Below are 24,801 nucleotides of genomic sequence, written 5' to 3'. Positions count from 1 at the left end.
GTCAGGCGCTCAGCGCGTCCGGCCCCTTGCGGCGCCAGGTCACCGTGGAGTTGACGCCGAAGTTCCAGACCGCGCCGATGACGGCGCCGAGCAGGCCGGCGATCGGCCAGGGCGTGCCGCCCTGGTAGAGGAACTCGGCCATCTGGAAGTTCACCAGGGCGCCGATGCTGCACGCCACGAAGAACAGCGCCAGCCCGCGCAGGAACTCCCGGCCCTTCAGGCGCCGGTCGCGGTAGGTGAAGCGGTTGTCGAGCGTGAAGTTCACCGCCATGGCGCACACCGTCGCCAGCGTCTGCGCCGGCAGGAACGGCATGCCGGCACCGACGAACGCCGCGCTGAGCAGCAGCAGGTGCAGCGCCATGCCGAGCAGCCCGACCATGACGAACAGCACGAATCGGATCGGCACCACCTTCCCCACCGCCTTGTCGGCCAGCAGGATGGCGAACTCCAGAATGATGAGGGTATCGAGCTTGCTGTCGCCGGCGTGGCGCTGGCGGAACACCATCCCCACCTCGTCGAAGGCGAGCGGCCTGCGCGCCGAGGCGAAGATGTCCAGCAGGATCTTGAACCCCTTGCCGGACAGCGCGTGCACCACCTCGTTCACCAGCTCGCGCCGCAGCATGAAGAAGCCGCTGAGCGGATCCGAGACGTCCGCCTTCATCACCATGCGGCACAGCCGGTTGCCGAGCCGGCTCATCCGCTCGCGCGACGCCGAGGACAGGCCCTGGGCGCTGCCGCCCTCGGCGAAGCGGCTGGCGACGACGATGTCCAGGTGCTTTTCGCGCAGGCGGCGCAGCATTTCCGGCAGCAGGGTCTCGTCGTGCTGCAGGTCGGCGTCCATCACCGCGATCACCGGCGCCGGGGTGGCCAGCATGCCCTCGATGCACGCCGACGACAGGCCGCGCCGGCCGACGCGGCGCAGGTAGCGGACGTGCGGGCGCTGCTGCGACAGGGTGCGCAGCACCTCCCCGGTGCCGTCGGTCGAATCGTCATCGACGAAGATCACGTCCCACGCCACGCCCTCCAGCGCGCGCTCCAGGGCATCGGCGAGGGCGACGATGTTGCCCGCCTCGTTCAGGGTGGGGACGACGATGGTCAGTTCGGTGGGCATGGAATGGGGTACCGGTGGGGCATGAAGCGGCGGCATCCTAGTGGAGTCGCCCCCGTCCCGGTAATACTTTCGATATCCTGGCCGCAGGCGTGCATCTCCGCTTGCTCCGCGCGCCGGGATGTGCATACTGCCGCGCTTCATAACTCCTTGCCGGCGTGCAATGCGCGTCGGCTAGGCCCGGGCGGCTGGCCCGACTCCAGGGTGGAGACGGAAACAGCGCCGGACCATGAACAGCCATGGGGAGTAATATGGCTTTCTACGAGTGCGTGCTCATTGCGCGCCAGGACATCTCGGCCGCCCAGGCCGAGGCTCTCGCCGAGCAGTTCGCCCAGATCATCCGTGACAACGGTGGCCAGGTCACCAAGACCGAGCACTGGGGCCTGAAGACGCTCACCTACAAGATCAAGAAGAACCGCAAGGGCCATTACGTGCTCTTCAATCTCGACGCGCCGGCCGCCGCCGTGCTCGAGATGGAGCGCAACATGAGCATCAACGAGGACGTGCTGCGCTACATGAGCGTGCGCGTCGATGCGCTGGACGCCAACCCGTCCGCGATGATGCAGAGCCGCGGCGAGCGCGGCGAGCGTGGTGACCGCGGCGACCGCGGCCCGCGCCGCTTCGATGACCGCGGGCCCCGCCCGCCCCGCCGTTCCGAGCAGGCTCCGGCCGCTGAAGGGGAGATCGCCTGATGAGCGACAAGCAGACCACGGGCGCCGCCCCGCGTTCGGGTGGCGGTGCGCGCCGCCCGTTCTTCCGCCGCCGCAAGACCTGCCCGTTCTCGGGCGCGAACGCCCCGGCGATCGACTACAAGGACGTCAAGCTCCTGTCCCGCTTCATCTCGGAGCGCGGCAAGATCGTGCCGAGCCGCATCACCGCGGTCTCCACGAAGAAGCAGCGTGAGCTGGCCCGCGCCATCAAGCGCGCCCGGTTCCTGGCGCTCCTGCCGTACGTGGTGAAGTAAGCCCGCAAGGGCCGTCGAGGATTAGGAATACCCCCATGCCCACGACCATGTTGGTCGCCCTGGGGGGCGGTGTGGTCAGCGCGCTCCTGTACGTGTCGGTGTTGTTCGCCGGCGTCGGCGCGCTGATCCTCGGCTACCTCGCCCCGCTGCCGCTGTTCCTGGCCGGTCTGTGGTTCGGTTTTCCGGCCACGCTGATCGCGGGAGGAGTGGGGGCGGTGCTGGTGCTCGGCGCCACGGGCGGCTTCCTGGGGCCGCTGGGCTACGTCGTGACCGGTGCGGTGCCGGCGGCCTTCGTGGCCCGTCAGGCGCTGCTGGCCCGGACCACGGCGAAGGGGGAGGTGGAGTGGTACCCGCCGGGGCTGCTCCTGCTCGGGTTGACCGGCCTGGGGCTGGTGGCGTTCTTCGTCGCCGTGCTGCTGGCGCTGGGGGAACCGGGCGGGCTCGAGGGCGTGGTGCGCCGGACGCTGCAGGGCATGGCCCGGCAGCTCGGCGCGCCGGGGGATGCACCCCCGCCGCCCGAAGCGTTCTGGCTGGCTCCGGCGATGCCGGGCCTCGTGGCGGTCTCATGGCTGGTCATGACGATCGTCAACGCGACCCTGGCTCAGGGGCTCCTGATGCGGTTCCACCGCAATCGGCGTCCGCCGATGCGGCTGGTCGACATGGAGCTGCCGGGGTGGGTGGTGCTGGCGTTCGCGGGCGCGATGGCCGCGGCGGCGGTGCTGCCGGACGGTCTGGACTTCCTGGCGCTCAACGTGGCGCTGGTGCTGTCGCTGCCGTTCGGTCTGGCCGGCCTGTCTGTGGTGCACGCCTTCGCCAACCGCCAGTCGGCCAAGGTGGCGCTCCTCGTCGGGTTCTACCTGTTCCTGTTTCTCTTCGGTTGGCCGCTCCTGCTGATGGTCGGCCTGGGCGTGATCGAGCAATGGATTGGGCTGCGGCGCCGCTGGGCGCGCGTCGGCCCCGATCAGGAGGACGAGTGATGGAAGTTATTCTGTTGGAGCGGGTCGAGAAGCTCGGCCAGATGGGCCAGGTCGTCAAGGTCAAGCCCGGCTTCGCCCGCAACTACCTGCTGCCGCTCAAGAAGGCCATGCGCGCCACCAAGGCGAACCTGGAGCACTTCGAGAAGCAGCGCGTGCACCTCGAGGCGATGAACCTCGAGCGCCGCAAGGACGCCGAGGCCATCGCGCCGAAGCTGAACGGCCTGTCGGTCGTCGTCATCCGTCAGGCGGGTGAGACCGGCGTGCTGTACGGTTCCGTGTCGAACCGCGACATCGCCGACGCGGTCTCCGCCGCCGGCGTGAAGATCGAGCGCAGCCAGGTCGCCATCGACCAGCCGATCAAGACGCTGGGCCTGTTCCCGGTGCGCATCGTGCTGCACCCGGAGGTCAGCCAGAACGTGACCGTGAACGTCGCCCGTTCGGCCGAAGAGGCTGAGCTGCAGGCGCAGCGCGGCGCCATGGTGACCGCGGCCGACCTCGCCGACGAGGAAGACGAGGCCGAGACCACGACCGAAGGCGAGGCCGAGGAGGCCTGATCCTCCCCGTTGCCCGTCACGCTCGTCCGGAGGCCGCCCGCTCCCGCAAGGGAGCCGGGCGGCTTTCCGTTTTCCGGATGGGCCGCTTTTGCAGACCAGGGTATGGCGAAAGAGTCATTCTCCCTCGCCGAACGCGCTCTACCCTAAGGCCATCGCCCATCCCAGCCTCTGGGTGAGGAGACGATGGCATGCTCTTGGCCCGCCTGCTGAACGCCGCGCTGACCCGCGGCGGCCTGACGCTCGTCGATGCCCGGGGGAAGACCCACCGGATCGGTCCCGGCGCTCCGACGCTCACCCTGCGCCTGCACGACACGGCGCTGCACCGGCAACTGTTCCTCACCCCGCGCCTGAGCTTCGGCGAGGCGTACATGGACGGCCGCCTCACCATCGAGGGCGGCAGCCTGTACGACCTGCTGGTGCTGCTGTCCGACGGCGTCAGCGTCGACGGCCTCGTCGGACCGGTCCGCGACCGGCTGGCGCCGCTGCTGCGCTATGTCGAGCAGCGCAACCCGCTGCAACGCGCGCGGAGCAACGTCGCCCACCACTACGACCTGTCGCGGCGGCTGTACGAGCTGTTCCTCGACCGCGACCTGCAATACTCCTGCGCCTACTTCGCGAAGCCGGGCATGAGCCTGGACGACGCGCAGCTGGCCAAGAAGCGGCACATCGCCGCCAAGCTGCTGCTGCACCCCGGCCACCACGTGCTGGACATCGGCTGCGGCTGGGGCGGCATGGCGCTGTACCTGGCGAAGCACGCCGGGGTGCGGGTCACCGGCATCACGCTGTCCACCGAGCAGTTGGCCGTCGCCCGCGAGCGCGCCGAGTCGGCCGGCCTGTCCGACCGTGTGCGGTTCGAGCTGTGCGACTACCGCGCCGTGACCGGCCGCTTCGACCGCATCGTCTCGGTCGGCATGTTCGAGCACGTCGGCGCGCCGCACTACCGCACCTTCTTCGACACGGTGCGCGACCGGCTGGCCGAGGACGGCGTGGCGCTGCTGCACTCGATCGGCCGCAGCGAGGGGCCGGGCACGACCAATCCCTGGTTCCGCAAATACATCTTCCCCGGCGGCTACTCCCCGGCGCTGTCCGAGGTGATTCCGTGCATCGAGCGCGCCGGGATGTGGACCACCGACGTGGAGATCCTGCGCCTGCACTACGCCGAGACCCTGCGTCACTGGCGCGAACGCTTCCTGGCGCGGCGGGAGGAGGCGGCCACGCTCTACGACGAGCGGTTCGTGCGGATGTGGGAGTTCTATCTGGCCGGCGCCGAGATCGCCTTCCGCCACCAGGGCCACATGGTGATGCAGATCCAGATGGCGCGCGCCGTCGGGGCGGCGCCGCTGACCCGCGACTACATGCTGGAGACCGAACGGTCCCTGGCCGACGCCGACAGTCCATCGCGGCGCGATCGCGCAAGCGCTTGACATCGAAAGGGTTAGGGCGTTTATCCCCGCTCTTCTGCACATGGGGATGAAAGTTGTGCACAGGTTTTTCGGTGAGCCCGGCGCGCTTGGCACAGGCCCCCGGCGCAGCCGTTTGGTAGAGTGCCGGTCATGGACAACAAGCCCACCTTCGAGCCCCGCGTGATCGACGGAACCGCCGCCCGCGCCGCAGCGGGCCGCCCAGCGCCCGAGTACCGCACCGCCCCCCACAACGAGGAGGCGGAGCAGGCGCTGCTGGGCGCCATCCTGGTCAACAACAAGGCCTACGAGAAGGTCAGCGAGTTCCTGCGCCCGCAGCACTTCTACGACCCCGGCCACCAGAAGATCTACGAGGCGATCTCCAAGCTGATCGAGCGCGGGCAGGTCGCCAACCCGGTGACGCTGAAGGCGTATTTCGAGACCGACCCGCAGTTCGCGGAGGAGGGCGGCGGCGGCGCCTATCTGGCCAGCCTCGCGGCCGGCGTGGTGACGGTGATCAACGCCGCCGACTACGGCAAGACGATCCACGACCTGTTCCTGCGCCGGCAGCTGATCGAGGTCGGCACGGACATGGTGAACGAGGCGTACGAGCACGACCTCGATTCCAACGCCATGGATCAGATCGAGCAGGCCGAGAAGCAGTTGTTCGACCTCGCCTCCACCGGCGACGTGCAGGGCGGCTTCATCGCCTTCGCCGACTCGCTGAAGGTCGCCATCGACATGGCGGAGGCGGCGTTCCGCCGCTCCAGCCACGTCACCGGCGTCACCTGCGGCCTGCGCGACCTCGACCGCAAGCTGGGCGGCCTGCACCCGTCGGACCTTCTGATCCTCGCCGGGCGCCCGTCGATGGGCAAGACGGCGCTGGCCACCAACATGGCCTTCAACGCCGCCAAGGCGTACATGAAGTCGAACGGGTCCGAGGGGGCGTGCGTCGGGTTCTTCTCGCTGGAAATGTCGGCCGAGCAGCTGGCCACCCGTATCCTCGCCGGCGAGGCCGAGGTGTCCGGCGACAAGATCCGCCGCGGCGACATCCGCGACAGCGATTTCCCGAAGTTCATCCAGGCCAGCCAGGAGCTGGGCCGCGTGCCGTTCTTCGTGGACGACACCCCCGCGCTGTCGGTGGCCGCCGTGCGCACCCGCTGCCGGCGCCTCAAGCGCACGCACAACCTGGGCTTCGTAGTGGTCGACTACCTCCAGCTGCTGCGCGGCACCTCGCAGCGCGGCGCGGAAAACCGCGTGCAGGAGATCTCGGAAATCACCCGCGGGCTCAAGGCCATCGCCAAGGAACTCGACCTGCCGGTGCTGGCGCTCTCGCAGCTCAGCCGCGCGGTGGAGCAGCGCGAGGACAAGCGGCCGCAGCTCTCCGACCTGCGCGAATCCGGCTCGATCGAGCAGGACGCCGACGTCGTGATGTTCGTTTACCGCGAACAGTACTATCTTGAGCGCGCCGAGCCGGCCCGCCGGCCGGAAGAGACGGAAGACAAGTACAATGACCGCTACGCCAACTGGCAGAAGCGTTACGGCGAGGTGCACAACACCGCCGAAGCGATCATCGCCAAGCAGCGTCACGGCCCGATCGGCAGCGTACGGCTCTACTTCGATGGCCAATACACCAAGTTCGGCGACCTCGACACCGACCATGACCACGATGTCGGGGAGTGATCCCGCGGCCTTGGCCGGCGCGCTGCTGACCATCGACCTCGACGCCGTCGCCGCCAACTGGACGCTGCTGCGCGATCGCGTCGGCGGCCCGGCGCGCTGCGCCGCGGTGGTGAAGGCCGACGCCTACGGGCTGGGCGCGGCGCGCGTCGCCCCTGCCCTGTTCGCCGCCGGCTGCCGGACCTTCGTGGTGGCGCAGCTGGAAGAGGCGGTCGCGCTGCGCGCCGTGCTGCCGCCCGACGCGGATATCCTCTCGCTGGGCGGCCTGCCGCCCGGGGGTGCCGCGGTGTTCGCCGCGCACGGCGTCACGCCGGTGCTCAACCACCTTGGCGACATCGAGGCGTGGACGGCGTTTTGCCGCGGGCGCGGCGAGGCCCTCCCCGCCGCCGTGCACATCGACACCGGCATGAACCGACTCGGGCTGGGGCCGGACGAACTCGACCGCCTCGCCGAGCAGCCGGAGCGGCTGGCCGGCATGACGGTCCGGCTGTGGATGACCCACCTCGCCTGCGCCGAGGCCGACACGCCGATGAACGCGCAGCAGCTCGGCCGCTTCCGCATGGCGGTCGCCCGCTTGCCGGCGGCGCCGGCCAGCATCGCCAATTCCTCGGGGATTTTCCTCGGGCCGGCCTACCATTTCGACCTCGCCCGGCCGGGCTGCGCGCTGTACGGCGTCAACCCGACGCCGGCCACGGCGAACCCGATGCGCCAGACGGTGCGCCTCGACGCGCGGGTCCTGCAGGTCCGAAGCGTTGACACGGCTATGACCGTTGGCTACGGTGCCACCCACCGCGTCGCGGGAAAAGGCAAAATTGCCACCATTGCAGTGGGTTACGCCGATGGCTACCCGCGCACGCTGAGCGGGCGCGGGCATGTGTTCGTTGGCGGTGTGCCGGCTCCGGTGGTCGGGCGGATTTCGATGGATCTGATCACGGTGGACGTAACCGCACTGCCCGAGAGCGCCCTGGCGCCCGGCGCGCTGGTCGAGCTGATCGGCCCCAACCGCCCGGTGGACACCGTGGCGGACGAGGCCGGCACCATCGGCTACGAGATCCTCACCTCGCTGGGGCGCCGCTATCACCGCGTCTACGCGGGCGGGGCCGCCTGATGGATTTTCTCGCCGCGACGGGCCGCACCTTCCTGGTCTTCCTGGAAGCGACCGGGCAGCTGGCCATGTTCACCGGCCGCTCGGTCTCGCACTGCGTCCGGCCGCCGCTGTACGCCCGCCAGATCATCCGGCAGATGATCGACATCGGCTACTACTCGCTGCCGGTGGTGGGCCTGACCGCGCTGTTCACCGGCATGGTGCTGGCGCTGCAGAGCTATTCCGGATTCTCGCGTTTTCAGGCGGAAGGCGCCATCGCCACGGTGGTGGTGCTGTCGGTGACGCGTGAACTGGGCCCGGTGCTCGCCGGACTGATGGTGGCCGGGCGCATCGGCGCCGCCATGGCGGCGGAGATCGGCACCATGCGGGTGACCGAGCAGATCGACGCGCTCTCCACGCTGTCCACCAACCCGTTCAAGTACCTGGTGGCGCCGCGCCTGATCGCCGGCACGACGATGCTGCCGCTGCTGGTGCTGGTCGCCGACATCATCGGCGTGTTCGGCGGTTTCCTGGTCAGCGTCTACCGGCTGGACTTCAACGCGTCCTCCTACATCACCCGCACCTGGCAGTTCCTGGAGCCGATCGACGTGATCTCCGGCCTGGTGAAGGCGGCGGTGTTCGGCTTCGTCATCTCGCTGATGGGCTGCTATTTCGGCTACAAGTCGCGCGGCGGCGCCCAGGGCGTCGGTCAGGCGACCACCAACGCGGTGGTGGCGGCCTCGATCCTGATCCTGGTGTTCAACTACCTGATCACCGGAATGTTCTTCTCGACCAAATGACCGACACGCCCAAAATTGCCCTGCGCAACGTCCACAAGCGCTTCGGCCACAAGGTGGTGCTGAACGGCATCGACCTGGAGGTCGGGCGCGGCGAATCCCTGGTGGTGATCGGCGGGTCCGGCACCGGCAAGTCGGTGATGCTGAAGTGCATCCTCGGCCTGCTGCACCCGGACAAGGGCTCGATCAAGGTCGACGGCGAGGAGACCACCCGCCTCGGCTCGCGCGAGCGGGAGAAGCTGCTGCACAAGTTCGGCATGCTGTTCCAGGGCGCCGCCCTGTTCGACAGCATCCGCGTGTGGGAGAACGTCGCCTTCGGCCTGATCCAGGGCGAGCACATGCCGCGCGCCAAGGCCAAGGACATCGCCATGGCGAAGCTGGGAGCCGTCGGCCTGACGCCGGAGGTGGGCGAGCTGTACCCGGCCGAGCTGTCGGGCGGCATGCAGAAGCGCGTGGCGCTGGCCCGCGCCATCGCCGACGAGCCGGAGATCATCTTCTTCGACGAGCCGACCACCGGCCTGGACCCGATCATGGCCGACGTGATCAACGAGCTGATCGTGAAGTGCGTGAAGGACCTCGGCGCCACCGCCGTGACCATCACCCACGACATGGCGTCGGCCCGCAAGATCGCCGACCGCGTCGCGATGATCTACCAGGGCAAGATCATCTGGACCGGTCACGCCAAGGACATCGACGCCTCCGGCAACGCCCACGTGGACCAGTTCGTCCATGGCCGCGCCGAGGGGCCGATCCAGATGCAGATCCGAGCGCTGTAGGGCTTACGGTTTAGCCAGGAGCAGGAGGAATGCGCTACTGTCACATTTGTGAGAGGAGCTGAAAACGATAATGCTCAGGCAAACAGGGCCCGCTCAGAGACAATGATAACGGCTATGCATTAGCCTTTGCACCAACCTGAGCGTGTTCCATGTCGCGATATGCCGATTTGAGACGTCTGAGCACTTGTGGTACCGGATCGGCGCTTGATAAGACGGCCCTTATGTCGAGTTCATATATAGCGTTATTATATCGGTCACGCCCAACGCAAACCATGCTCAAATATTCACAAAGCCTTTCCCCTGCCGGAGTCCAGGCAACAGCAATCAAATGCGAAGCAAACACCTGATGATAAACCGCATAGTGCACCAATTTCTCAACAAATCCAGTGGTGAGCTTCACAAAAACCCTGTGAAACAATCCTTCCCCAAAATTCCTATATGACTCTCCAATGACTATGGACATAAGATAAATTTTAACAGTACGATTTTCCGAGAATGGGACAATATCAGCCGCAGTAACCGCGTTATCAACCGCGTTTCCATTGCGAATTTCGGTGTACAGAGCATCACTCACCGGCATGGCATTGATATATCCGGCAGGCTTTTGCGATGATTGCTCCATCAAAAAGGTATAAATATCAGGATTGATCTTGCTCCACTCCAACGACAGCCCCTGAGGAAGCTCGGCCTCGTCATAATGAGGAATCTTACCAAACGCCTCAACATCTAGAATTGTTCCAGCGCAATCCAATATTGCTGAAAACTCTTCCTTGCTTTCTATTTGCCGACCGTTCACTAGATGGAGCCGTTGAGGGCTTTGGTATAAAAATGGAAGCCAATGCTTTCTCATATGCTGCTCCAATAAAAAATCGCTATGGCCGAAATCATCACATTTAATATTTTGGACAGAAGAATCAAACCAATTAAACCCATGAGATCCACCCGTTCCTGCTCTGGCAATTAACGCACCAGCCCACTTAGGCCATGGATCTTTAAGGCCGCATTCATTTCTTACCGCACCAATTTGATCGCGAGCAAACAAGATCGACCACTCGAAGTCGCTGGGAAGAATTGAACCGCATAAAATAATCTTATCAAATTTGATATCGCTATGCTTAAGCATAGAATAGCACACAATCCATGAACCAAAGCTATGGGCTGCTATCGAATGCCTCTTTCGCGCATCATTCAGGTTTATCGATGGGTCTGCTTCAACAAGACGACCGTACCACGTGTAAAAATGATCAATCATCCGACGGTTGCAAAATGGATTGAGAAACTTCAACAAACCGTAGCGACCATAATCATATGATGCGACTCGCGTTTTGCCGCCCGAAAAAACGGCAGCAAACGCTTTCTGCCATGGTGCGTGAGAACGAATCCCGTGAGCGGAAACAATCAGCGTCGGGTGGTATTGAGGTTTCTTTTTGCTCTCTATCAACCCTGCCCCCACCATATCCGCCGCTTATAATAATGCACCCCACATATACACTCTCCCTATGCGTGACGTCAACGCAACGATGCACATAAAATTATTGTATTATTGATGCGCGCGTCGTTCGTGGATCATTTCCTGCTATACCTGCAGGCACAGCGGGCGAAGGGTATGGGCTTTTAGGCTGTTGGCTCCTTATCCTCACTATTGTCACCCATGATCGGCCGGCCCAGCGCCCTGGCCACCTCCGGCTGCAGCACCAGCGTCAGCATGCACAGCGACGACACGATGGCGAACTCGCCGTTCGCCGCGGCGGCGACCAACTCCTCGCGGGTGAGCAGTTCGAGGCGCATCTCCTCCAGATCGCCGGAGTCCGCCTCGGCCACCTTGCGGCACCCCTTGGCCTGGAACAGGTGGGCGACGCAGCCGCGCTGGTTGCCCTGCATGACGTAGTCGCCGAACGCGACCCATTCGTCGGAGACGTAGCCGGTCTCCTCCAGCAGTTCGCGCCTGGCGGCGTCGAGCGGGTCCTCGCCGGGGTCCACCGCGCCGGCGGGGAAGGTCAGGCTGACGCGGCGGGCGCCGTGCTTGTACTGGCGCAGCATCAGGGCGCGGCCGTCCGGCGTCTCGGCGAAGATGATGATGAAGTCCTGCTGGTCGACCTGGTGGAACTCGACCTGCCGGCCGTCCGGCAGTTCCAGCGTCTCGACGCGGACCTTCAGCCAGGGTTCGTGGGTGTAGACGTCGCGGCTGGCCAGCACCCGCCAGGGCTCCAGGGGCTCCGTCATTCCGCCGCCTCCGCCGCGAGGGAGCGGGTCAGGTCCGCGTTCGTCACCATGGCGAACAGCGCGATCTGCGTCAGCAGCGCGAACTCGCCCCGGCCGGCCGCCTCCATGAGTTCCGCGCGCGTCAGGAACAGCACCTCGCTCTCCTCCAGGTCGTCGGCGTCGGGCTCGGCCACCTTGCGGCAGCCGATGGCGCGGAACATGTGCGACACCGGCCCGCCCTGGTTGGAGTTCACCATGTAGGCGCCGAGGTCCTGCCACTCCGCCCCTTCGTACCCGGTCTCCTCCAGCAGTTCGCGCTTGGCCGCCTCCAGCGGGTCCTCGGACGCGTTCAGGTGGCCGCCGGGAAAGACCAGACTGATGCGCCGGGGGCCGTGCCGGTACTGGCGGCAGGTGATGACCCGGCCGTCCTCGGTCTCGGCGAAGATGCAGGCGAAGGACGGCATCTCGAGCTGGTAGTAGTCGTCGATCCGCCGGCCGTCCGGCAGTTCGATGCTCTCCACCCGCACCTTGAGGAAGGGCGAGGCGTCCAGCAGGTCGCGGCTGGCGGCGACCCGCCAGGGCTTGAGGTCCTTGGGCCCCGTGTTGTCCGTCACAGGAGGCGTCTCCGTCAGTAGGGCGGCTTGGTGAGGCCGGCGGGCGACAGGGTGAAGATCTCGCACCCGTCCTCGGTAATGCCGACCTGATGCTCGAACTGCGCCGAAAGCGAGCGGTCGCGGGTCACCGTGGTCCAGCCGTCGGACAGGATCTTGATGTCCGGCTTGCCGGCGTTCAGCATCGGCTCGATGGTGAAGACCATGCCGGGGACCAGCGCCACCCCCTCCCCCGGCTTGCCGAAATGGTCGACGTGCGGGGCGTCGTGGAAGACGCGGCCGATGCCGTGCCCGCCGAACTCGCGCACAACCGAGAAGCGGTTGGCCTCGGCCAGGGTCTGGATGGCGTGGCCGACGTCGCCCAGCGTGTTGCCCGGCTTCGCCGCCGCGATGCCGGCCATCATGGCCTCGTAGGTGAGGTCCACCAGCTTGCGCGCCTTCACGCCGATCTTCTCGCCGACGAAGTACATGCGGCTGTTGTCGCCGTACCAGCCGTCGAGGATCACCGTCACGTCGATGTTGACGATGTCGCCGTCCACCAGCCGCTTGTCGTCGCTGGGGATGCCGTGGTTGACGACGTGGTTCGGCGAGATGCAGCTGGCGTGCTGGTAGCCCTTGTAGCCGATGGTCGCCGGGATGGCGCCGTGGTCGCGCATGAAGGTCTCGATGAGCTTGTCGAGCGCCCCGGTGGTCACGCCCGGCTTCACGTGGGCGGTGATGAAGTCCAGCGTCTCGGCGGCCAGACGCCCGGCGCGGCGCAGCCCCTCGAATCCCTCCGGCCCATGCAGCGGCACCTTGTGCCCTTCGGTGTCGGTCGCGTACCCGCGCGGCTCGTACGACATGCGAATCCCTTCCTTGCCCCATAGGAGACGGGGTCACGGCATGCTATATATTGTGCTCCGCAACACATCCAGACTCCACGACATTGGCAAAGCCGACAACACGCTACGTTTGCCAGTCGTGCGGCTCCGTGTTCCCGAAATGGGCCGGACGCTGCGACGGCTGCGGTGAATGGAACACGCTGATCGAGGAAGCGGCTCCCGATTCCGCTCCGAAGGGCCTCGGGGTGGGCAAGGGCCGGCGGCTGGAGTTCGTCGGGCTGTCCGGCGCGTCGGAGCCGGCCCCGCGCCGCATGACCGGCATCGCCGAGTTCGACCGCGTCTGCGGCGGCGGCCTCGTGCCCGGCTCGGCGGTGCTGATCGGCGGCGACCCGGGCATCGGCAAGTCGACGCTGCTGCTCCAGGCGGTCGGCCGGCTGGCGCAGGACTGGCGCTGCGCCTACGTCTCGGGCGAGGAGGCGGTGGACCAGGTGCGGCTGCGCGCCCAGCGGCTGGGCTGCGCCGCGGCCCCGGTCGACCTCGCCTCGGCCACCAACGTGCGCGACATCGTGGCGACGCTGGACGGCGGCGACTGCCCCGGGATCATCGTCATCGACTCCATCCAAACCATGTACGTGGACACGCTGGACAGCGCGCCCGGCACGGTGGCGCAGGTGCGCGCCTCGGCGCAGGAGCTGATCCGCGTCGCGAAACGGCGCGGCGTGGTGCTGCTGCTCGTCGGCCACGTGACCAAGGAGGGCATGATCGCCGGCCCCCGCGTGCTGGAGCACATGGTGGACACTGTCCTCTACTTCGAGGGCGAGCGCGGCCACCAGTTCCGCATCCTGCGCGCGGTGAAGAACCGCTTCGGCCCGACCGACGAGATCGGCGTGTTCGAGATGGGCGACGCCGGCCTGTCGGAGGTCACCAACCCCTCCGCCCTGTTCCTCGCCGAACGGCGCGGCGACGTGTCGGGCGCCGCGGTCTTCGCCGGCATGGAGGGCACGCGGCCGGTGCTGGTGGAGGTGCAGGCCCTCGTCGCCCCCTCGCCGCTCGGCACGCCGCGGCGCGCGGTGGTGGGCTGGGACTCGGCGCGCCTCGCCATGGTGCTGGCGGTGCTGGAGGCGCGCTGCGGCGTGCAGATCGGCGCCAACGACGTGTACCTGAACGTCGCCGGCGGTCTGAAGGTGACGGAGCCCGCGGCCGATCTGGCCGTGGCCGCGGCGCTGGTTTCCTCGCTGACCGGCGAGCCGGTGCCGGCCGATGCCGTGGTGTTCGGCGAGATCGGGCTGAGCGGCGAGGTGCGCGCGGTGAGCCAGACCGACACGCGCCTCAAGGAAGCCGCAAAGCTGGGGTTTTCAACGGCGATCATTCCGGCTAGACGGAGCGGCGGAAAGGGCGACCTGTCGCTCAGGACCGTGGAGCTTCACCATCTCGGCGAACTGATGCCGCTGTTCCAGACGGACGGCGGCGGCAGCCGGGGCAGAGGTCGATAGCGCTGGCACGATAGGTTTCGAGGGTAGCGGAGCATGGAGAATTTCCCGATCAACCCGGCCGACGGCGTGGTGTTCGCCGTGCTGCTGCTGGCGGCGCTGCTGGCGTTCACCCGCGGCATGGTGGCCGAGGTGCTGTCGCTGGCCGCCTGGGGCGGGGCGGCGCTGACCGCGCTGTACACCCTGCCCTTCGTCCTGCCGCACACGCAGAAATACGTGAAGGTCGAGATGGTGGCGTACGTCGTCACCTCGGCCGCGCTGTTCATCGTGGCGCTGGTGGTGCTGACCATCCTGTTCGGGCGGATCTCGCGCGGCGTGCAGAACTCCTCGCTGTCGGCGGTGGACCGCTCGCTGGGCTTCCTGTTCGGCCTGTTCAAGGGCGCCGTGCTGGTGTCGGTCGCCTATCTGTTCTTCGCATGGCTGATCCCGGCCCAGGAGCAGCCGCAATGGCTGCAGCAGGCCAAGACCCGGCCCTTGATGGCGGCGGGCGCGGGCATGATCTATGAGTTCGTGCCCGCCAACCTGCGGGCGGAAGGGCTGAACCAGGCCGATCTGGCGCGGGATCGCGCGCGCCAGGCGATCGAGGCGAAGGAGGCGCTGGACCGTCTCACCTCGCCCGTCCCGGCCGGCGGGAAGACGGGTGCACCACCCGCCAATACCGGCTATAAGGAGCGCGATCGCGGCGAGATCGACCGTCTGATCCAGAACACGCGCTGAGTCGGGCCCGTGCACAACGAGGAATCTTCGATGTCTTCGATGCTGACGACGCATCCCTTCGACGACGACAAGCTGCGCGAGGAGTGCGGCGTTTTCGGCATCTACGCGCACCCGCAGGCCGCCGCCATCACGGCGCTGGGCCTGCACGCGCTGCAGCACCGCGGCCAGGAGGCGGCGGGCATCGCCAGCTTCGGCACATCGGAGTTCCGCGTCGAGCACACCATGGGGCTGGTCGGCGACCACTTCTCCAAGGAAAGCGTCATCGGCCGCCTGAAGGGCGACATGGCCATCGGCCACGTCCGCTACGCCACCACCGGCGACACCACGCTGCGCAACGTGCAGCCGCTGTGCGCCGACCTGGAGTTCGGCAGCTTCGCGCTGGCCCACAACGGCAACCTGACCAACGCGCAGCTGCTGCGCCGCCAGCTGGTGCGCCGCGGCTGCCTGTTCCAGTCCACCACCGACACCGAGGTGATCGTCCACCTCATGGCGCTGGCCCGCGGCGGCAGCCCGGTCGACCGCATGATCGAGGCGGTGCGGCAGGTCGAGGGCGCCTTCTCGCTGGTCGCCGCCGCGCACGGCACGGTGATCGGCGTGCGCGACGCGCTGGGCGTGCGGCCGCTGGTGCTGGGCAAGCTGGGCGACAGCCACATCCTGACCAGCGAGACCTGCGCGCTCGACATCGTCGGCGCCGACTACGTCCGCGACGTCGAGCCGGGCGAGATGGTGGTGCTGGACGACGCCGGCGTGCACAGCCTGCGCCCGTTCCAGCCGCAGGGCCGCCGTTTCTGCATCTTCGAGTACATCTACTTCGCCCGCCCCGACAGCATCATGGAGGGCACCTCGGTCTACGAGGCGCGCCAGCTCATCGGCCGGGAGCTGGCGCGCGAGGCCGGCGTCGAGGCGGACTACGTGGTGCCGGTGCCGGACAGCGGCGTGCCGGCGGCGCTGGGCTACGCGGCGCAGAGCGGCATCCCGTTCGAGCTGGGCATCATCCGCAACCACTACGTCGGCCGCACCTTCATCGAGCCGACCGACCAGATCCGCCACCTGGGCGTCAAGCTGAAGCACAACGCCAACCGCCACATGATCGAGGGCAAGCGGGTCATCCTGGTGGACGATTCCATCGTCCGCGGCACGACCTCGAAGAAGATCGTCGACATGATGCGCGCCGCCGGCGCCAAGGAGGTGCACATGCGCATCTCCAGCCCGCCGACCAGCCACCCCTGCTTCTACGGCATCGACACGCCGGAGCAGTCGAAGCTGCTGGCGCACCGCCTGTCGGTGGAGGAGATGCGGCAGTTCATCCAGGCCGACAGCCTCGCCTTCATCTCGCTGGACGGCCTGTACCGCGCCATGGGCGACACGCACCGCGACCCGAAGAACCTGAAGTTCTGCGATGCCTGCTTCACCGGCGACTACCCGATCGCGCTGACCGACCAGCACGACGGCGTGGAGCCGGCGCCGCGCCCCGTCCTGCGCGCCTCCTGATCCATCCCACCCGCCCGCGCGCGGCACCCCGATGCGGGTGCCGGCGCGGGCTTCGTTTGTCCACTGACCTGTAGAGCGACCCCATGTCCCGTCTCGCCGGCCGCTACGCCCTGATCACCGGAGCCTCCCGCGGCATCGGCGCCGCCGTCGCCAAGCGCTTCGCCGCGGAGGGCGCGCACGTCATCCTCACCGCCCGCACCGTCGGCGGCCTGGAGGAGGTGGACGACGCCATCAAGCAGGCCACCGGCGCCAACGCCACGCTGGTGCCGCTCGACCTGCGCAAGTTCGACCAGATCGACGCGCTGGGCGCCGCCATCTACGAGCGCTTCGGCCGGCTGGACATCGTCGTCGGCAACGCCGGCGTGCTGGAGACGCTGGGCCCGGTCGCCCAGTTCGACCCGAAGCTGTGGACTCGCATCCTCGACACCAACGTCACCGCCAACTACCGGCTGATCCGCAGCATGGACCGGCTGCTGCGCGCCTCCGACGCCGGGCGGGCGATCTTCGTCACCTCGGGTGCTGCGAAGGAGCCCTACCCGTACTGGGGCCCCTACGCGGCGAGCAAGGCGGCGCTGGAGATGATGGTGAAGACCTACGCGATGGAGATCGCCAAGTCGAACCTGCGGGTCAACCTGCTGGACCCCGGCATCGTCGCCACCAAGCTGCGCCTGCAGGCCTTCCCCGGCGAGGACCAGACGAAGCTGCGCGCGCCCGAGGACGTCACCGACCGTTTCGTCGATCTGGCCGAGCCGGCCTGCACCCGGCACGGCGAGGTCGTGACGATCTGATCACTGCACCATCGGCATGCGCGCCTCGCCGACCGCCGCGCCGAGAGTCACCGGCAGGACGCCGGTGACGCCGCCGGCCGGCCAGACGTAGCGTGCGGTGACCTTCATGAAGGTCACCCCGCCGGCCGGGTCAAACACCGCCGTCACCGTCAGGCGCGCCGGGTCCAGCGTGAGCGTGCCCAGTTTCGCCGACGCCGCGGCCTGCACCGCCGCGGGAGTCGCCGCGACGTTGACCATGGCGAGCCGCGCCGCCTCCTCCACCGCGAACTGCAGGGTGTTGCGCGTCCAGAAGAAGGTCGCCAGCTCGATGATGGCGATCAGCACGGCGATGAACACCGGGAACACCAGCGCGAACTCGACCGCCGCCGCCCCCCGTTCATCGCGCATCAGGCGCCGCCGCATCGCCGCCCTCCCTCACTGCACCCGGATCACCGCCGTGCCGGCGAGCGCCAGCGGGGACGGCAGTCCGGGATAGGAGAAGAACAGCGGGAAGTCGTGTCGCACCGTGACCGACAGGAAGCGCAGGATCGGATCGCCGCTCGGGCACACGGTGGAACAGCCGATGGACGTCCCGTCCGGGCATTCGCAGAACGGCGCCGGGATCTCCACCGTCGCCGTGGCGTCCAAGCCGCCGGCGTGCAGCGCCGCCGCGGTGATGCCGGCGGTGTCGTTGGGGTTCTGGCGGGCGTACTGCACGGCGCTGCGCGCCGCCGTCTCCAGCGCCATCCGCTCGTAGGTGACGCGGCCGAAGTCGGCGAGGCCGGTCAGGATGATGACCAGCAGCGGCGCCAGCAGGGCGAACTCCACCGCCACGTTGCCGCTGCGGTTGCCGGCCAAGCGCTTGAGCAGACTCATCACGTCCTCACTCGCCCAGCCGGGCCAGGGTGGTGACGATCGGCGCGGCGCCGATGGCGGCGCAGGTCTCGTTGCCGAGCGCGGCGTTGCCGACGAAGGTCACCGTGCGCGCCACGATCTGCACGCAGCCGGCCGACGCCGTGCTGTTGTTGCCGGCCCACTGGAGTTCCTGCGCGGGAAAATACAGCGCGCCGGTGACGTTCATGGACGTGTTGCCGTTGACGAGGTTGGTCCCGGCCGGCGCGCGCCGGTCCTGGTAGATCAGGATGCCGGGAAACGGCACGCCCGCCCCGCCCCGCGCCCGCAGCGTGAGGGTGAGGTTGCCGCTGAGCCGCAGGCCGCCGATCAGCGAGGGCGAACGGGTGCTGGTGAACACGATGGTGACGCCGTCGTTGACGCAGGCCGGGCAGTCGATGGTCACGTTGCCGCGCACCGTCAGGTCGCCCTGGTCGAGATAGTACTCCCCCGGCTCCAGCGTCAGGTGCGTGTTTCCGGAGACATCGAGGCCACCGCAATAGATTCCCTTCGGCAGAAGCTTCGTCTTGTTGACCTTCGTCACCTTGGGGCTGGAGCAGGTCGGCAGCGGCGGGACACCGACGGCGGCGTAGGGATCGGGCAGTGGCCAGCTGTGCGTGGTCGCCGGCTGCGCCAGCCGCAGACTGACGTTGCCGGCGACGGCGATGCCGCCGGCCGTCCACATGGACAGCGCGTTCACCGAGACGTTGCCGCTGAGGTCGATGGCCGACACCGCATTGGAGTTCGAGGCGATCATGCAGCCGGCCATCTCCACGTCGGGATTGCCGCGGGCCAGCACCGCCGACGCCGCGCTGCCGTCCAGCGCCAGCACGCAGGCACGCCCGTTGTCGCTGAGCAGCGCGACCGCGCGGGCGGAGATCGTCGCCGGGCCGGCGTTCAGCGCGGCGGAGAACAGCGCCGGCTGCCGGCGCATCACGACGGCCTCCACCGCATCGGCGCGGCCGGCGAAGGCGCCGCTGGTCGGCGGGGTGAAGACCTGCACGGTGTCGCCGCTTCCGGTGCCGTTGCGGGCCGCCTCCTTCGCCGCCGCCGACGCGATGGCGGCGGTGTTGCCGCGGGCGTTCTCCAACGCGCCGGCGATGGCCGCGGCGTCGGCCGCGGTCTGGAGGCTGCGCCGCGCCATGTACCAGGAGCCGACCTCGACGCCGACGCCGAGCAGCCCCATCAGCACCGTCAGCATCAGCGCGATGGCGACGATCAGCGCGCCGTCCTCGTTCCGGCGCAGGTGCGTGAGTATGGCGTGCAGGCGACGCATCGGGACCCCCGTCATTCCCCCAGCGTGGCGGCGGTGGTCAGCAGCGGCTTGACGCCGAGCGCCGTGCAGCCGCTGTTGTCGAGCGCCGAGTTGCCGCTGAAGTCCACTGTGCGCGCGATGATCTCGACGCAGGTGTTGGCGCCGGAGCTGGTGTTGTTGCCGGTCCACTTCACGGGCGCCGAGGGGAAGTAGAAGGCGCCGTTCATCACGATGTTGGAGCCGCCGTTGATGGTGTTCACCGCGTTCGCCGGCGCCCGGCGGTCCTGGTAGAAGAGGATTCCGGGATAGGGAGAGCTCGCGTCGCTCGGCGCCCGCAGGGTGATGGTGGCGCCGCCGTTGATGGTGACCGCACCGATCTGGTTGGCGTTGTTGCGCGCTGTGAGCACGAAGGTCACGCCCGAGCCGGGCGCCGTGCAGTCGCACGTCACGATGGCCGAGGCGTTGATCTTCAGGCTGGCGCCGTCGAGGTAGTAGGTCCCCGGCTTGAAGACGAAGCTGCCGCTCTGCAAGCTGATGTCGCTGCAGTAGGTGCCGGGGGTGAACACCGTCACGTTCTTCGTCGGCTGGCAGGAGCCGAGCGGCGGAATGGTCAGGCCGGCGTACGGGTCGGGCAACGGCCAGGTGTAGGTCGCCGGCGGCACCGCGAACTTCAGGTTGGACGAGCCACCCAGGCTGGTGCCGCCCGCCGTCCACAGCCCCTGCGCGGTAACGCTGGAACTACCGCTCATGGTGATGGCCGAGCCGCTGGTGGAGTTGGCGGCCAGCGTGCAGCCCTGCATGCTCAGCGTCGAGCTGCCCTGCCCGGTGATCGCCCCGGACGCCGAAGGATCGAGCGCCAGCACGCAGGCCTGCCCGACGGTGCGCACGCGGGCGACGGCGCGGGCCGAGATGTCCACGTTGCCGCTGCCCAGCACGGCGGAGAACATCCGCGCCTCCGGCCGGGTGATGATCGCCTCCACCGCCTGCGGGTCGCCGGCGAAGGCACCGCTGGCCGGCGGGGTGCGAATGGTGATGACGTCCTTGGCGGCCACCGCGCCGTTGCGCGCGGCCTCCTGCCGGGCGGCGGCGGTGACGCGCGCGGCCGCCCCGCGCGCCTCCTCCAGCGCGCCGGCGATGGCGGCGGCGTCGGCGGCGGTCTGCAGGGAGCGGCGCGTCATGTACCAGGAGCCGACCTCGATCCCGACGCCGAGCAGCCCCATCAGCATCGTCAGCATCAGCGCGACGACGACGACCACCGCCCCGGACTCGTCGCGCCGGAGCCGTGCGCCTGCGCAATATCGGGCGATCCGCCGCACCATGCCATCCTCCATCCGCCGCGCCCGCCGGCGCAGGACCGGTACCGGCGTCGAAAAGGCGGGCGCGTTCCGCGAACTCTTGGGAGGATACGCCCTGTCTAGAGAATTCGCAACGAGACGATGAGTGATCTCAAATAAAACACAGCGATGATGCTTGATTTGACTTCAGTTTGCTTGAGGATTGGTTCGAAATTCGAAGCAATTCCAGATCCAAGCCCCCACCCTAACCCTCCCCCGCTGGGCGGGGGAGGGCTTTTACGGTACGCAGCGGAGTTCCCTCCCCCGCCCAGCGGGGGAGGATTAGGGTGGGGAAAACTCTTTCAGCTCTCCGCGAACGGGTTCTTCCGCTTGCGCAGCACCAGTCGCAGCGGCACGCCCGGGACGTCGAAGGTGTCCCGCAGTCCGGCGACCAGATAGCGCTGGTAGCTCTCCGGCAGGTCCATCGGCTTGTTGACGAACAGCGCGAAGGTCGGCGGGCGGGTCTTCACCTGCGTCATGTAGCGGATCTTCAGCCGGCGGCCCTCGACCAGGGGCGGCGGGTGGTGCTCCAGCACGCCGGAGAGCCAGCGGTTGAGCTGCGCCGTCGGCACGCGGCGGTTCCACACCTCATAGGTCTGCAGCACCGCGTCGAGCAGCGTGTCGAGCTTCTGCTTCCTCAGCGCCGAGATGGTGACCACCTGCATGCCCCTGGCCTGCGCCAGCGACGCCTGCAGCTTGTCCTCGACCTCCTTCAGCGCCAGCGCGCGGTTCTCCACCGCGTCCCACTTGTTGACCGCGAGGACCAGCGCGCGGCCCTCGTCGATCACCATGCGGGCGATGGTCAGGTCCTGCTTGTCGAGGATCTGGTCGGCATCGACCACCAGCACCACCACCTGCGCCAGCCGGATGACGCGCAACGCATCGGCCACCGCCAGCTTCTCCACCTTCTCATCGACGCGCGCACGGCGGCGGATGCCGGCGGTGTCGACGAGGCGGAACGGGCGGTCGCGCCACGTCCAATCGACGGCGATGGCGTCGCGGGTCATGCCGGCCTCGGGGCCGGTCAGCACGCGCTCCTCGCCGATCAGGCCGTTGAGCAGAGTCGACTTGCCGACGTTCGGGCGGCCGACGATGGCGACGTGGATCGGCTTGGCCTTCTCCTCCTCGGGCTCCGGCTGGTCGCCGATGCCCTCGACCTCGTCCAGCGTGGCGGGCTCGGGCTCCTTGGCCGCCCTGCCGCGACGGCCGCGGGGCGCCGGCGCCTCGTCCTTGGGGGCGTAGGGCAGCAGCGCCTCGACGAGGTCGGCCATGCCCTCGCCGTGCTCGGCCGACAGCGGGACGGGGTCGCCCAGGCCCAGCTCGAACGCCTCGAACAGGCCGGGCATGCCGACCTTGCCCTCGGCCTTGTTGGCGACCAGGATCACCGGCGTCTTCGAGCGGCGCAGCAGCCGCGCGAAGTGGCGGTCGAGCGGCGTCACGCCGGAGCGCGCGTCGATCAGGAACAGCGCCACGTCGGCACGCTCCAGCGCCTGCTCGGTCTGGCGGCGCATGCGCGCCTCCAGGCTGTCGTCGGTGACGTCCTCCAGGCCGGCGGTGTCGACGATGGTGAAGGACAGCCCGCCGACATGCCCATCGGCCGAGCGCCAGTCACGGGTCACGCCGGGCGTGTCGTCGACCAGCGCCAGCTTCTTGCCGGCCAGACGGTTGAAAAGCGTCGATTTGCCCACATTCGGGCGGCCGACGATGGCGACGGTGAACGACATGAGGCCTGACAATCCCTAACGGCGAATTAGCGGTACGCGGAGAGCGTCCCGTTGTCGCTCAACACATAAAGGGTGTTGTTGGCCACCACCGGCGGCAAGTAGGTCGCCCCCGGAAGCTTGCTGCGGCTCAGCTCGCGCCCGTCGGCGGGGTCGAGCGCCACCAGCACGCCGTGCGAGCCGGTCAGCCACAGCTTGCCGCCGGCCAGCACCGGGCCGGCCCAGGCGACCAGCGCCGACTTGTTGTCCTTCGGATCCCTGCGCTTCTCGAGCTGGCTGACCCAGCGGACCTTGCCGGCCTTGCGGGTCAGCGCCACCACGGCGGCGTCGTTGTCGATCACGAACAGGTAGTCGCCGGCCAGCCAGGGCGTCTGCACGCCGCCGACCGAGGCTTCCCACATGCGCGCGCCGACCCGCTCGTCCAGGGCCACCATGCGGCCGGAATGGCCGATGGCGAAGACCTGCCCGCGGTCGATCACCGGCAGGCCGCGGATGTCGGCCAGCCCGCTCAGCGCGCCGCCGCGGCGGATCGCCGCCAGGCTCTCCTGCCACGCGACGCGGCCGTTCTCGAGGCGCAGGCCGAACAGCTCGCCGGAGGAATAGGGCACCACCAGAAGCGTGCCGCTCGCCGCCGGGCTGGCGGAGCCGAGCAGGCCGGCGTTCTCCAGGATGCCGGCGTGCGTCCACTTCGGCGCGCCGTCGGCGGCGTTGAGCGCGATGGTCTGATTGTCCAGCGTCAGCACGACCACCGTGCCGCCGGCCACCGTCGGGGCGCCGCGCACCGGGCCGGCGACCTTCTTGCGCCAGAGGACGGCGCCGTTGGCGGGGTCGAGCGCCATCACCTCGGCATAGCCGGTCGCGGCGTACAGCCGACCGTCGGCGAAGGCGACGCCACCGCCGCTCGAATCGCCGCGGCGCTTCTCCGGCCGCAGGTCGGTGCGCCAGAACTGCCGGCCGCTGGAGGCCTCCAGCGCGGTCACGTGCGCCTCGGCGTCCATGGCGTAGACGCGGCCCTGCGCCGCCACCGGCGGGCTCAGCAGCACCTCGGAGTCGTCCGAGCCGCTGCCGACGCTGGCGGTCCACGCCTGGACCGGCGACGCGGACAGCGCCGGGTGGCCCATGGCGTGGTCGGGGTTGCCGCCGGCCTGCGGCCACGCGTCGTTGGTCTGCGGCGCCGGCAGCGCCACCGGGGTGCCGGCGAGCGCCGGATCCGGCTCGACCTTGCTCTCGCCGACCAGGACGGCGACGCGCTCGCCGGGCAGCGGCGGCGGCGGGGTCTTGGAGAACCAGTCGCCGACGGTGTCGCAGCCCGCCAGCGCGAGCGCGAACAGGGAAGCGGACAGCAGGGCGGCGCGGCGGCCCCGAACGAGATGGGGCACGCGATGGGTCACGCGGGTGGTCATGCGGGTCATCAGCTCTTGCCGTAAAGGGCGGCGAGGTCGGCTGCCCGCGAGCGCACGCCCGACGGTGCCAGCGAATCGTCCGCGAGTTGCTGGAACAGGGTGCGGGCACGCTCGCGGTCGCCGGAGCGGGCGGCGAGCAGCGCCGTCAGCTCGCGCGCCGAGAAGCGCCAGGGGCTGGCGTCCACCGTCAGCGGCTGCAGGCGGGTCTGGAGCTTCGCCGCGTCGCCGCCGTCCATCTGGTGCATCACCGACAGCAGCGTCGCCAGATCGCGGTAGATCGCGTCGGCCGAGCCGTTGCCGGCGATGGAGTCGTAGACCGCGACCGCGTCGGCGGTCTTGCCCTCCTCCACGCGCAGCGCCGCCTCGTTCAGGCGGGCCAGCACGGCGAGGTTGGCCGGGGCGGAGCCGGAGAACGCGGTCAGCGCTTCGACGCCCTTCTGCGGGCCGGCGGCGGCCTGCGACAGCGCGCTGACCAGACGGCCGGTCTCGGCCTCGGCCTGCGACCGCTTCCAGCCTTGCCACGCCTGCCAGCCGGCGGTCGCGGCGACCAACAGCACCGCCACGGTGCCGAGGATCCCGCCGTAGCGCTTCATGAACTGCGTCGTGCGATCGCGGCGCAGGTCCTCGTCGACTTCCTGGAAAATGTCGCTCATGGGGCTTCGGCGGCGTCCTGCTGGGGCATCCCGGTTCACGCTCCGGGCGGAACGCCTGGAACGGAGTCTGAAAGGGCCGGATAGCAGAGGCGCCCGCACCCGGTC

Annotated in this window: 25 protein-coding genes; 13 read left to right on the top strand and 12 right to left on the bottom strand. The window is 68.5% G+C overall.

The genetic code is table 11. From position 1 onward, the window contains the following. Nucleotide 1: 1 nt before the first annotated feature. Nucleotides 2-1,111, bottom strand: a complete 1,110-nt coding sequence (locus ACRWK7_RS28150) for a glycosyltransferase (protein ID WP_431859992.1) — start codon at nucleotides 1,109-1,111, stop codon at nucleotides 2-4. A gap of 248 nt (nucleotides 1,112-1,359) precedes the next feature. Here ACRWK7_RS28150 and rpsF point away from each other — a divergent pair, with 248 nt between their 5' ends. The 9 genes from rpsF to ACRWK7_RS28105 all read left to right on the top strand — a co-directional run bounded on the left by rpsF (nucleotide 1,360) and on the right by ACRWK7_RS28105 (nucleotide 9,340). Then, nucleotides 1,360-1,800, top strand: coding sequence for a 30S ribosomal protein S6 (gene rpsF, locus ACRWK7_RS28145; protein WP_431859990.1), 441 nt, complete (start codon nucleotides 1,360-1,362; stop codon nucleotides 1,798-1,800). Next, on the top strand, nucleotides 1,800-2,072 hold the full coding sequence (gene rpsR / locus ACRWK7_RS28140) for a 30S ribosomal protein S18 (RefSeq protein ID WP_109118960.1): 273 nt from the start codon (nucleotides 1,800-1,802) through the stop codon (nucleotides 2,070-2,072). Before rpsF ends, rpsR begins: the two co-directional genes overlap by 1 nt. A 35-nt stretch (nucleotides 2,073-2,107) precedes the next feature. Further along, the gene (locus ACRWK7_RS28135) at nucleotides 2,108-3,049 is read left to right on the top strand and encodes a DUF2232 domain-containing protein (RefSeq protein ID WP_431859988.1); all 942 of its coding nucleotides are present in this window, start codon (nucleotides 2,108-2,110) and stop codon (nucleotides 3,047-3,049) included. Further along, nucleotides 3,049-3,603, top strand: a complete 555-nt coding sequence (gene rplI, locus ACRWK7_RS28130; protein ID WP_431859986.1) for a 50S ribosomal protein L9 — start codon at nucleotides 3,049-3,051, stop codon at nucleotides 3,601-3,603. The genes ACRWK7_RS28135 and rplI overlap by 1 nt, the downstream gene beginning before the upstream one ends. A 188-nt stretch (nucleotides 3,604-3,791) precedes the next feature. Then, nucleotides 3,792-5,027 carry a class I SAM-dependent methyltransferase gene (locus tag ACRWK7_RS28125; RefSeq protein WP_431859985.1) on the top strand — a complete coding sequence of 412 codons (1,236 nt, stop codon included), beginning with the start codon at nucleotides 3,792-3,794 and terminating at the stop codon, nucleotides 5,025-5,027. A 129-nt stretch (nucleotides 5,028-5,156) separates the two neighbouring features. Beyond that, on the top strand, nucleotides 5,157-6,686 hold the full coding sequence (locus ACRWK7_RS28120; protein WP_431859983.1) for a replicative DNA helicase: 1,530 nt from the start codon (nucleotides 5,157-5,159) through the stop codon (nucleotides 6,684-6,686). Continuing rightward, entirely contained in the window at nucleotides 6,664-7,791 is a 1,128-nt protein-coding gene (alr, locus tag ACRWK7_RS28115) for an alanine racemase (RefSeq protein WP_431859981.1), read from the top strand. Before ACRWK7_RS28120 ends, alr begins: the two co-directional genes overlap by 23 nt. After that, nucleotides 7,791-8,567, top strand: a complete 777-nt coding sequence (locus tag ACRWK7_RS28110; protein WP_431859979.1) for an MlaE family ABC transporter permease — start codon at nucleotides 7,791-7,793, stop codon at nucleotides 8,565-8,567. Before alr ends, ACRWK7_RS28110 begins: the two co-directional genes overlap by 1 nt. Then, nucleotides 8,564-9,340: an ABC transporter ATP-binding protein gene (locus ACRWK7_RS28105; RefSeq protein ID WP_431859977.1), complete on the top strand. Its 777-nt coding sequence runs from the start codon at nucleotides 8,564-8,566 to the stop codon at nucleotides 9,338-9,340. The genes ACRWK7_RS28110 and ACRWK7_RS28105 overlap by 4 nt, the downstream gene beginning before the upstream one ends. A gap of 112 nt (nucleotides 9,341-9,452) precedes the next feature. Here ACRWK7_RS28105 and ACRWK7_RS28100 read toward each other — a convergent pair whose 3' ends face one another. The 4 genes from ACRWK7_RS28100 to map all read right to left on the bottom strand — a co-directional run bounded on the left by ACRWK7_RS28100 (nucleotide 9,453) and on the right by map (nucleotide 12,995). Then, the gene (locus tag ACRWK7_RS28100; protein ID WP_431859975.1) at nucleotides 9,453-10,796 is read right to left on the bottom strand and encodes a hypothetical protein; all 1,344 of its coding nucleotides are present in this window, start codon (nucleotides 10,794-10,796) and stop codon (nucleotides 9,453-9,455) included. Between the two features lie 158 nt (nucleotides 10,797-10,954). Beyond that, a complete protein-coding gene (locus tag ACRWK7_RS28095; RefSeq protein WP_431859973.1) occupies nucleotides 10,955-11,563 on the bottom strand; it encodes an NUDIX hydrolase in 609 nt (202 codons plus the stop codon). Continuing rightward, nucleotides 11,560-12,156: an NUDIX hydrolase gene (locus ACRWK7_RS28090; protein WP_431859971.1), complete on the bottom strand. Its 597-nt coding sequence runs from the start codon at nucleotides 12,154-12,156 to the stop codon at nucleotides 11,560-11,562. Before ACRWK7_RS28090 ends, ACRWK7_RS28095 begins: the two co-directional genes overlap by 4 nt. 14 nt (nucleotides 12,157-12,170) lie before the next feature. After that, on the bottom strand, nucleotides 12,171-12,995 hold the full coding sequence (map, locus tag ACRWK7_RS28085) for a type I methionyl aminopeptidase (RefSeq protein ID WP_431859970.1): 825 nt from the start codon (nucleotides 12,993-12,995) through the stop codon (nucleotides 12,171-12,173). Nucleotides 12,996-13,078: 83 nt separating this feature from the next. Between map and radA the strand changes: the two genes are divergently transcribed. The 4 genes from radA to ACRWK7_RS28065 all read left to right on the top strand — a co-directional run bounded on the left by radA (nucleotide 13,079) and on the right by ACRWK7_RS28065 (nucleotide 17,460). Further along, complete coding sequence (gene radA / locus ACRWK7_RS28080) at nucleotides 13,079-14,467, top strand: DNA repair protein RadA (protein ID WP_431859968.1); 1,389 nt, start codon at nucleotides 13,079-13,081, stop codon at nucleotides 14,465-14,467. Between the two features lie 33 nt (nucleotides 14,468-14,500). Then, nucleotides 14,501-15,181 (top strand): CvpA family protein, encoded by a 681-nt coding sequence (locus tag ACRWK7_RS28075; protein ID WP_431859966.1) that lies wholly within the window; start codon nucleotides 14,501-14,503, stop codon nucleotides 15,179-15,181. A 39-nt stretch (nucleotides 15,182-15,220) separates the two neighbouring features. Next, complete coding sequence (gene purF / locus ACRWK7_RS28070; protein WP_431860035.1) at nucleotides 15,221-16,672, top strand: amidophosphoribosyltransferase; 1,452 nt, start codon at nucleotides 15,221-15,223, stop codon at nucleotides 16,670-16,672. 83 nt (nucleotides 16,673-16,755) lie between these two features. Further along, entirely contained in the window at nucleotides 16,756-17,460 is a 705-nt protein-coding gene (locus ACRWK7_RS28065) for an SDR family NAD(P)-dependent oxidoreductase (RefSeq protein ID WP_431859964.1), read from the top strand. On the opposite strand, the gene ACRWK7_RS28060 is transcribed toward ACRWK7_RS28065, so the two are convergent. The 7 genes from ACRWK7_RS28060 to ACRWK7_RS28030 form a co-directional block, all read right to left on the bottom strand. Continuing rightward, nucleotides 17,461-17,862 (bottom strand): TadE/TadG family type IV pilus assembly protein, encoded by a 402-nt coding sequence (locus tag ACRWK7_RS28060; RefSeq protein WP_431859962.1) that lies wholly within the window; start codon nucleotides 17,860-17,862, stop codon nucleotides 17,461-17,463. A 12-nt stretch (nucleotides 17,863-17,874) separates the two neighbouring features. Further along, nucleotides 17,875-18,315, bottom strand: a complete 441-nt coding sequence (locus ACRWK7_RS28055) for a TadE/TadG family type IV pilus assembly protein (RefSeq protein ID WP_431859960.1) — start codon at nucleotides 18,313-18,315, stop codon at nucleotides 17,875-17,877. Nucleotides 18,316-18,322: 7 nt separating this feature from the next. Further along, nucleotides 18,323-19,606 (bottom strand): pilus assembly protein TadG-related protein, encoded by a 1,284-nt coding sequence (locus ACRWK7_RS28050; protein WP_431859958.1) that lies wholly within the window; start codon nucleotides 19,604-19,606, stop codon nucleotides 18,323-18,325. 11 nt (nucleotides 19,607-19,617) lie between these two features. After that, nucleotides 19,618-20,904, bottom strand: a complete 1,287-nt coding sequence (locus ACRWK7_RS28045; protein ID WP_431859956.1) for a pilus assembly protein TadG-related protein — start codon at nucleotides 20,902-20,904, stop codon at nucleotides 19,618-19,620. A gap of 317 nt (nucleotides 20,905-21,221) precedes the next feature. Beyond that, on the bottom strand, nucleotides 21,222-22,643 hold the full coding sequence (der, locus tag ACRWK7_RS28040; protein WP_431859954.1) for a ribosome biogenesis GTPase Der: 1,422 nt from the start codon (nucleotides 22,641-22,643) through the stop codon (nucleotides 21,222-21,224). A gap of 26 nt (nucleotides 22,644-22,669) precedes the next feature. Next, on the bottom strand, nucleotides 22,670-24,052 hold the full coding sequence (locus ACRWK7_RS28035) for a PQQ-binding-like beta-propeller repeat protein (RefSeq protein ID WP_431859952.1): 1,383 nt from the start codon (nucleotides 24,050-24,052) through the stop codon (nucleotides 22,670-22,672). Then, nucleotides 24,052-24,696: a tetratricopeptide repeat protein gene (locus tag ACRWK7_RS28030; protein WP_431859950.1), complete on the bottom strand. Its 645-nt coding sequence runs from the start codon at nucleotides 24,694-24,696 to the stop codon at nucleotides 24,052-24,054. The genes ACRWK7_RS28035 and ACRWK7_RS28030 overlap by 1 nt, the downstream gene beginning before the upstream one ends. Nucleotides 24,697-24,801: the final 105 nt, after the last annotated feature.

The organism is Azospirillum sp. (assembly GCF_050789165.1).
This window is presented reverse-complemented; position numbering and strand designations above follow the sequence as displayed.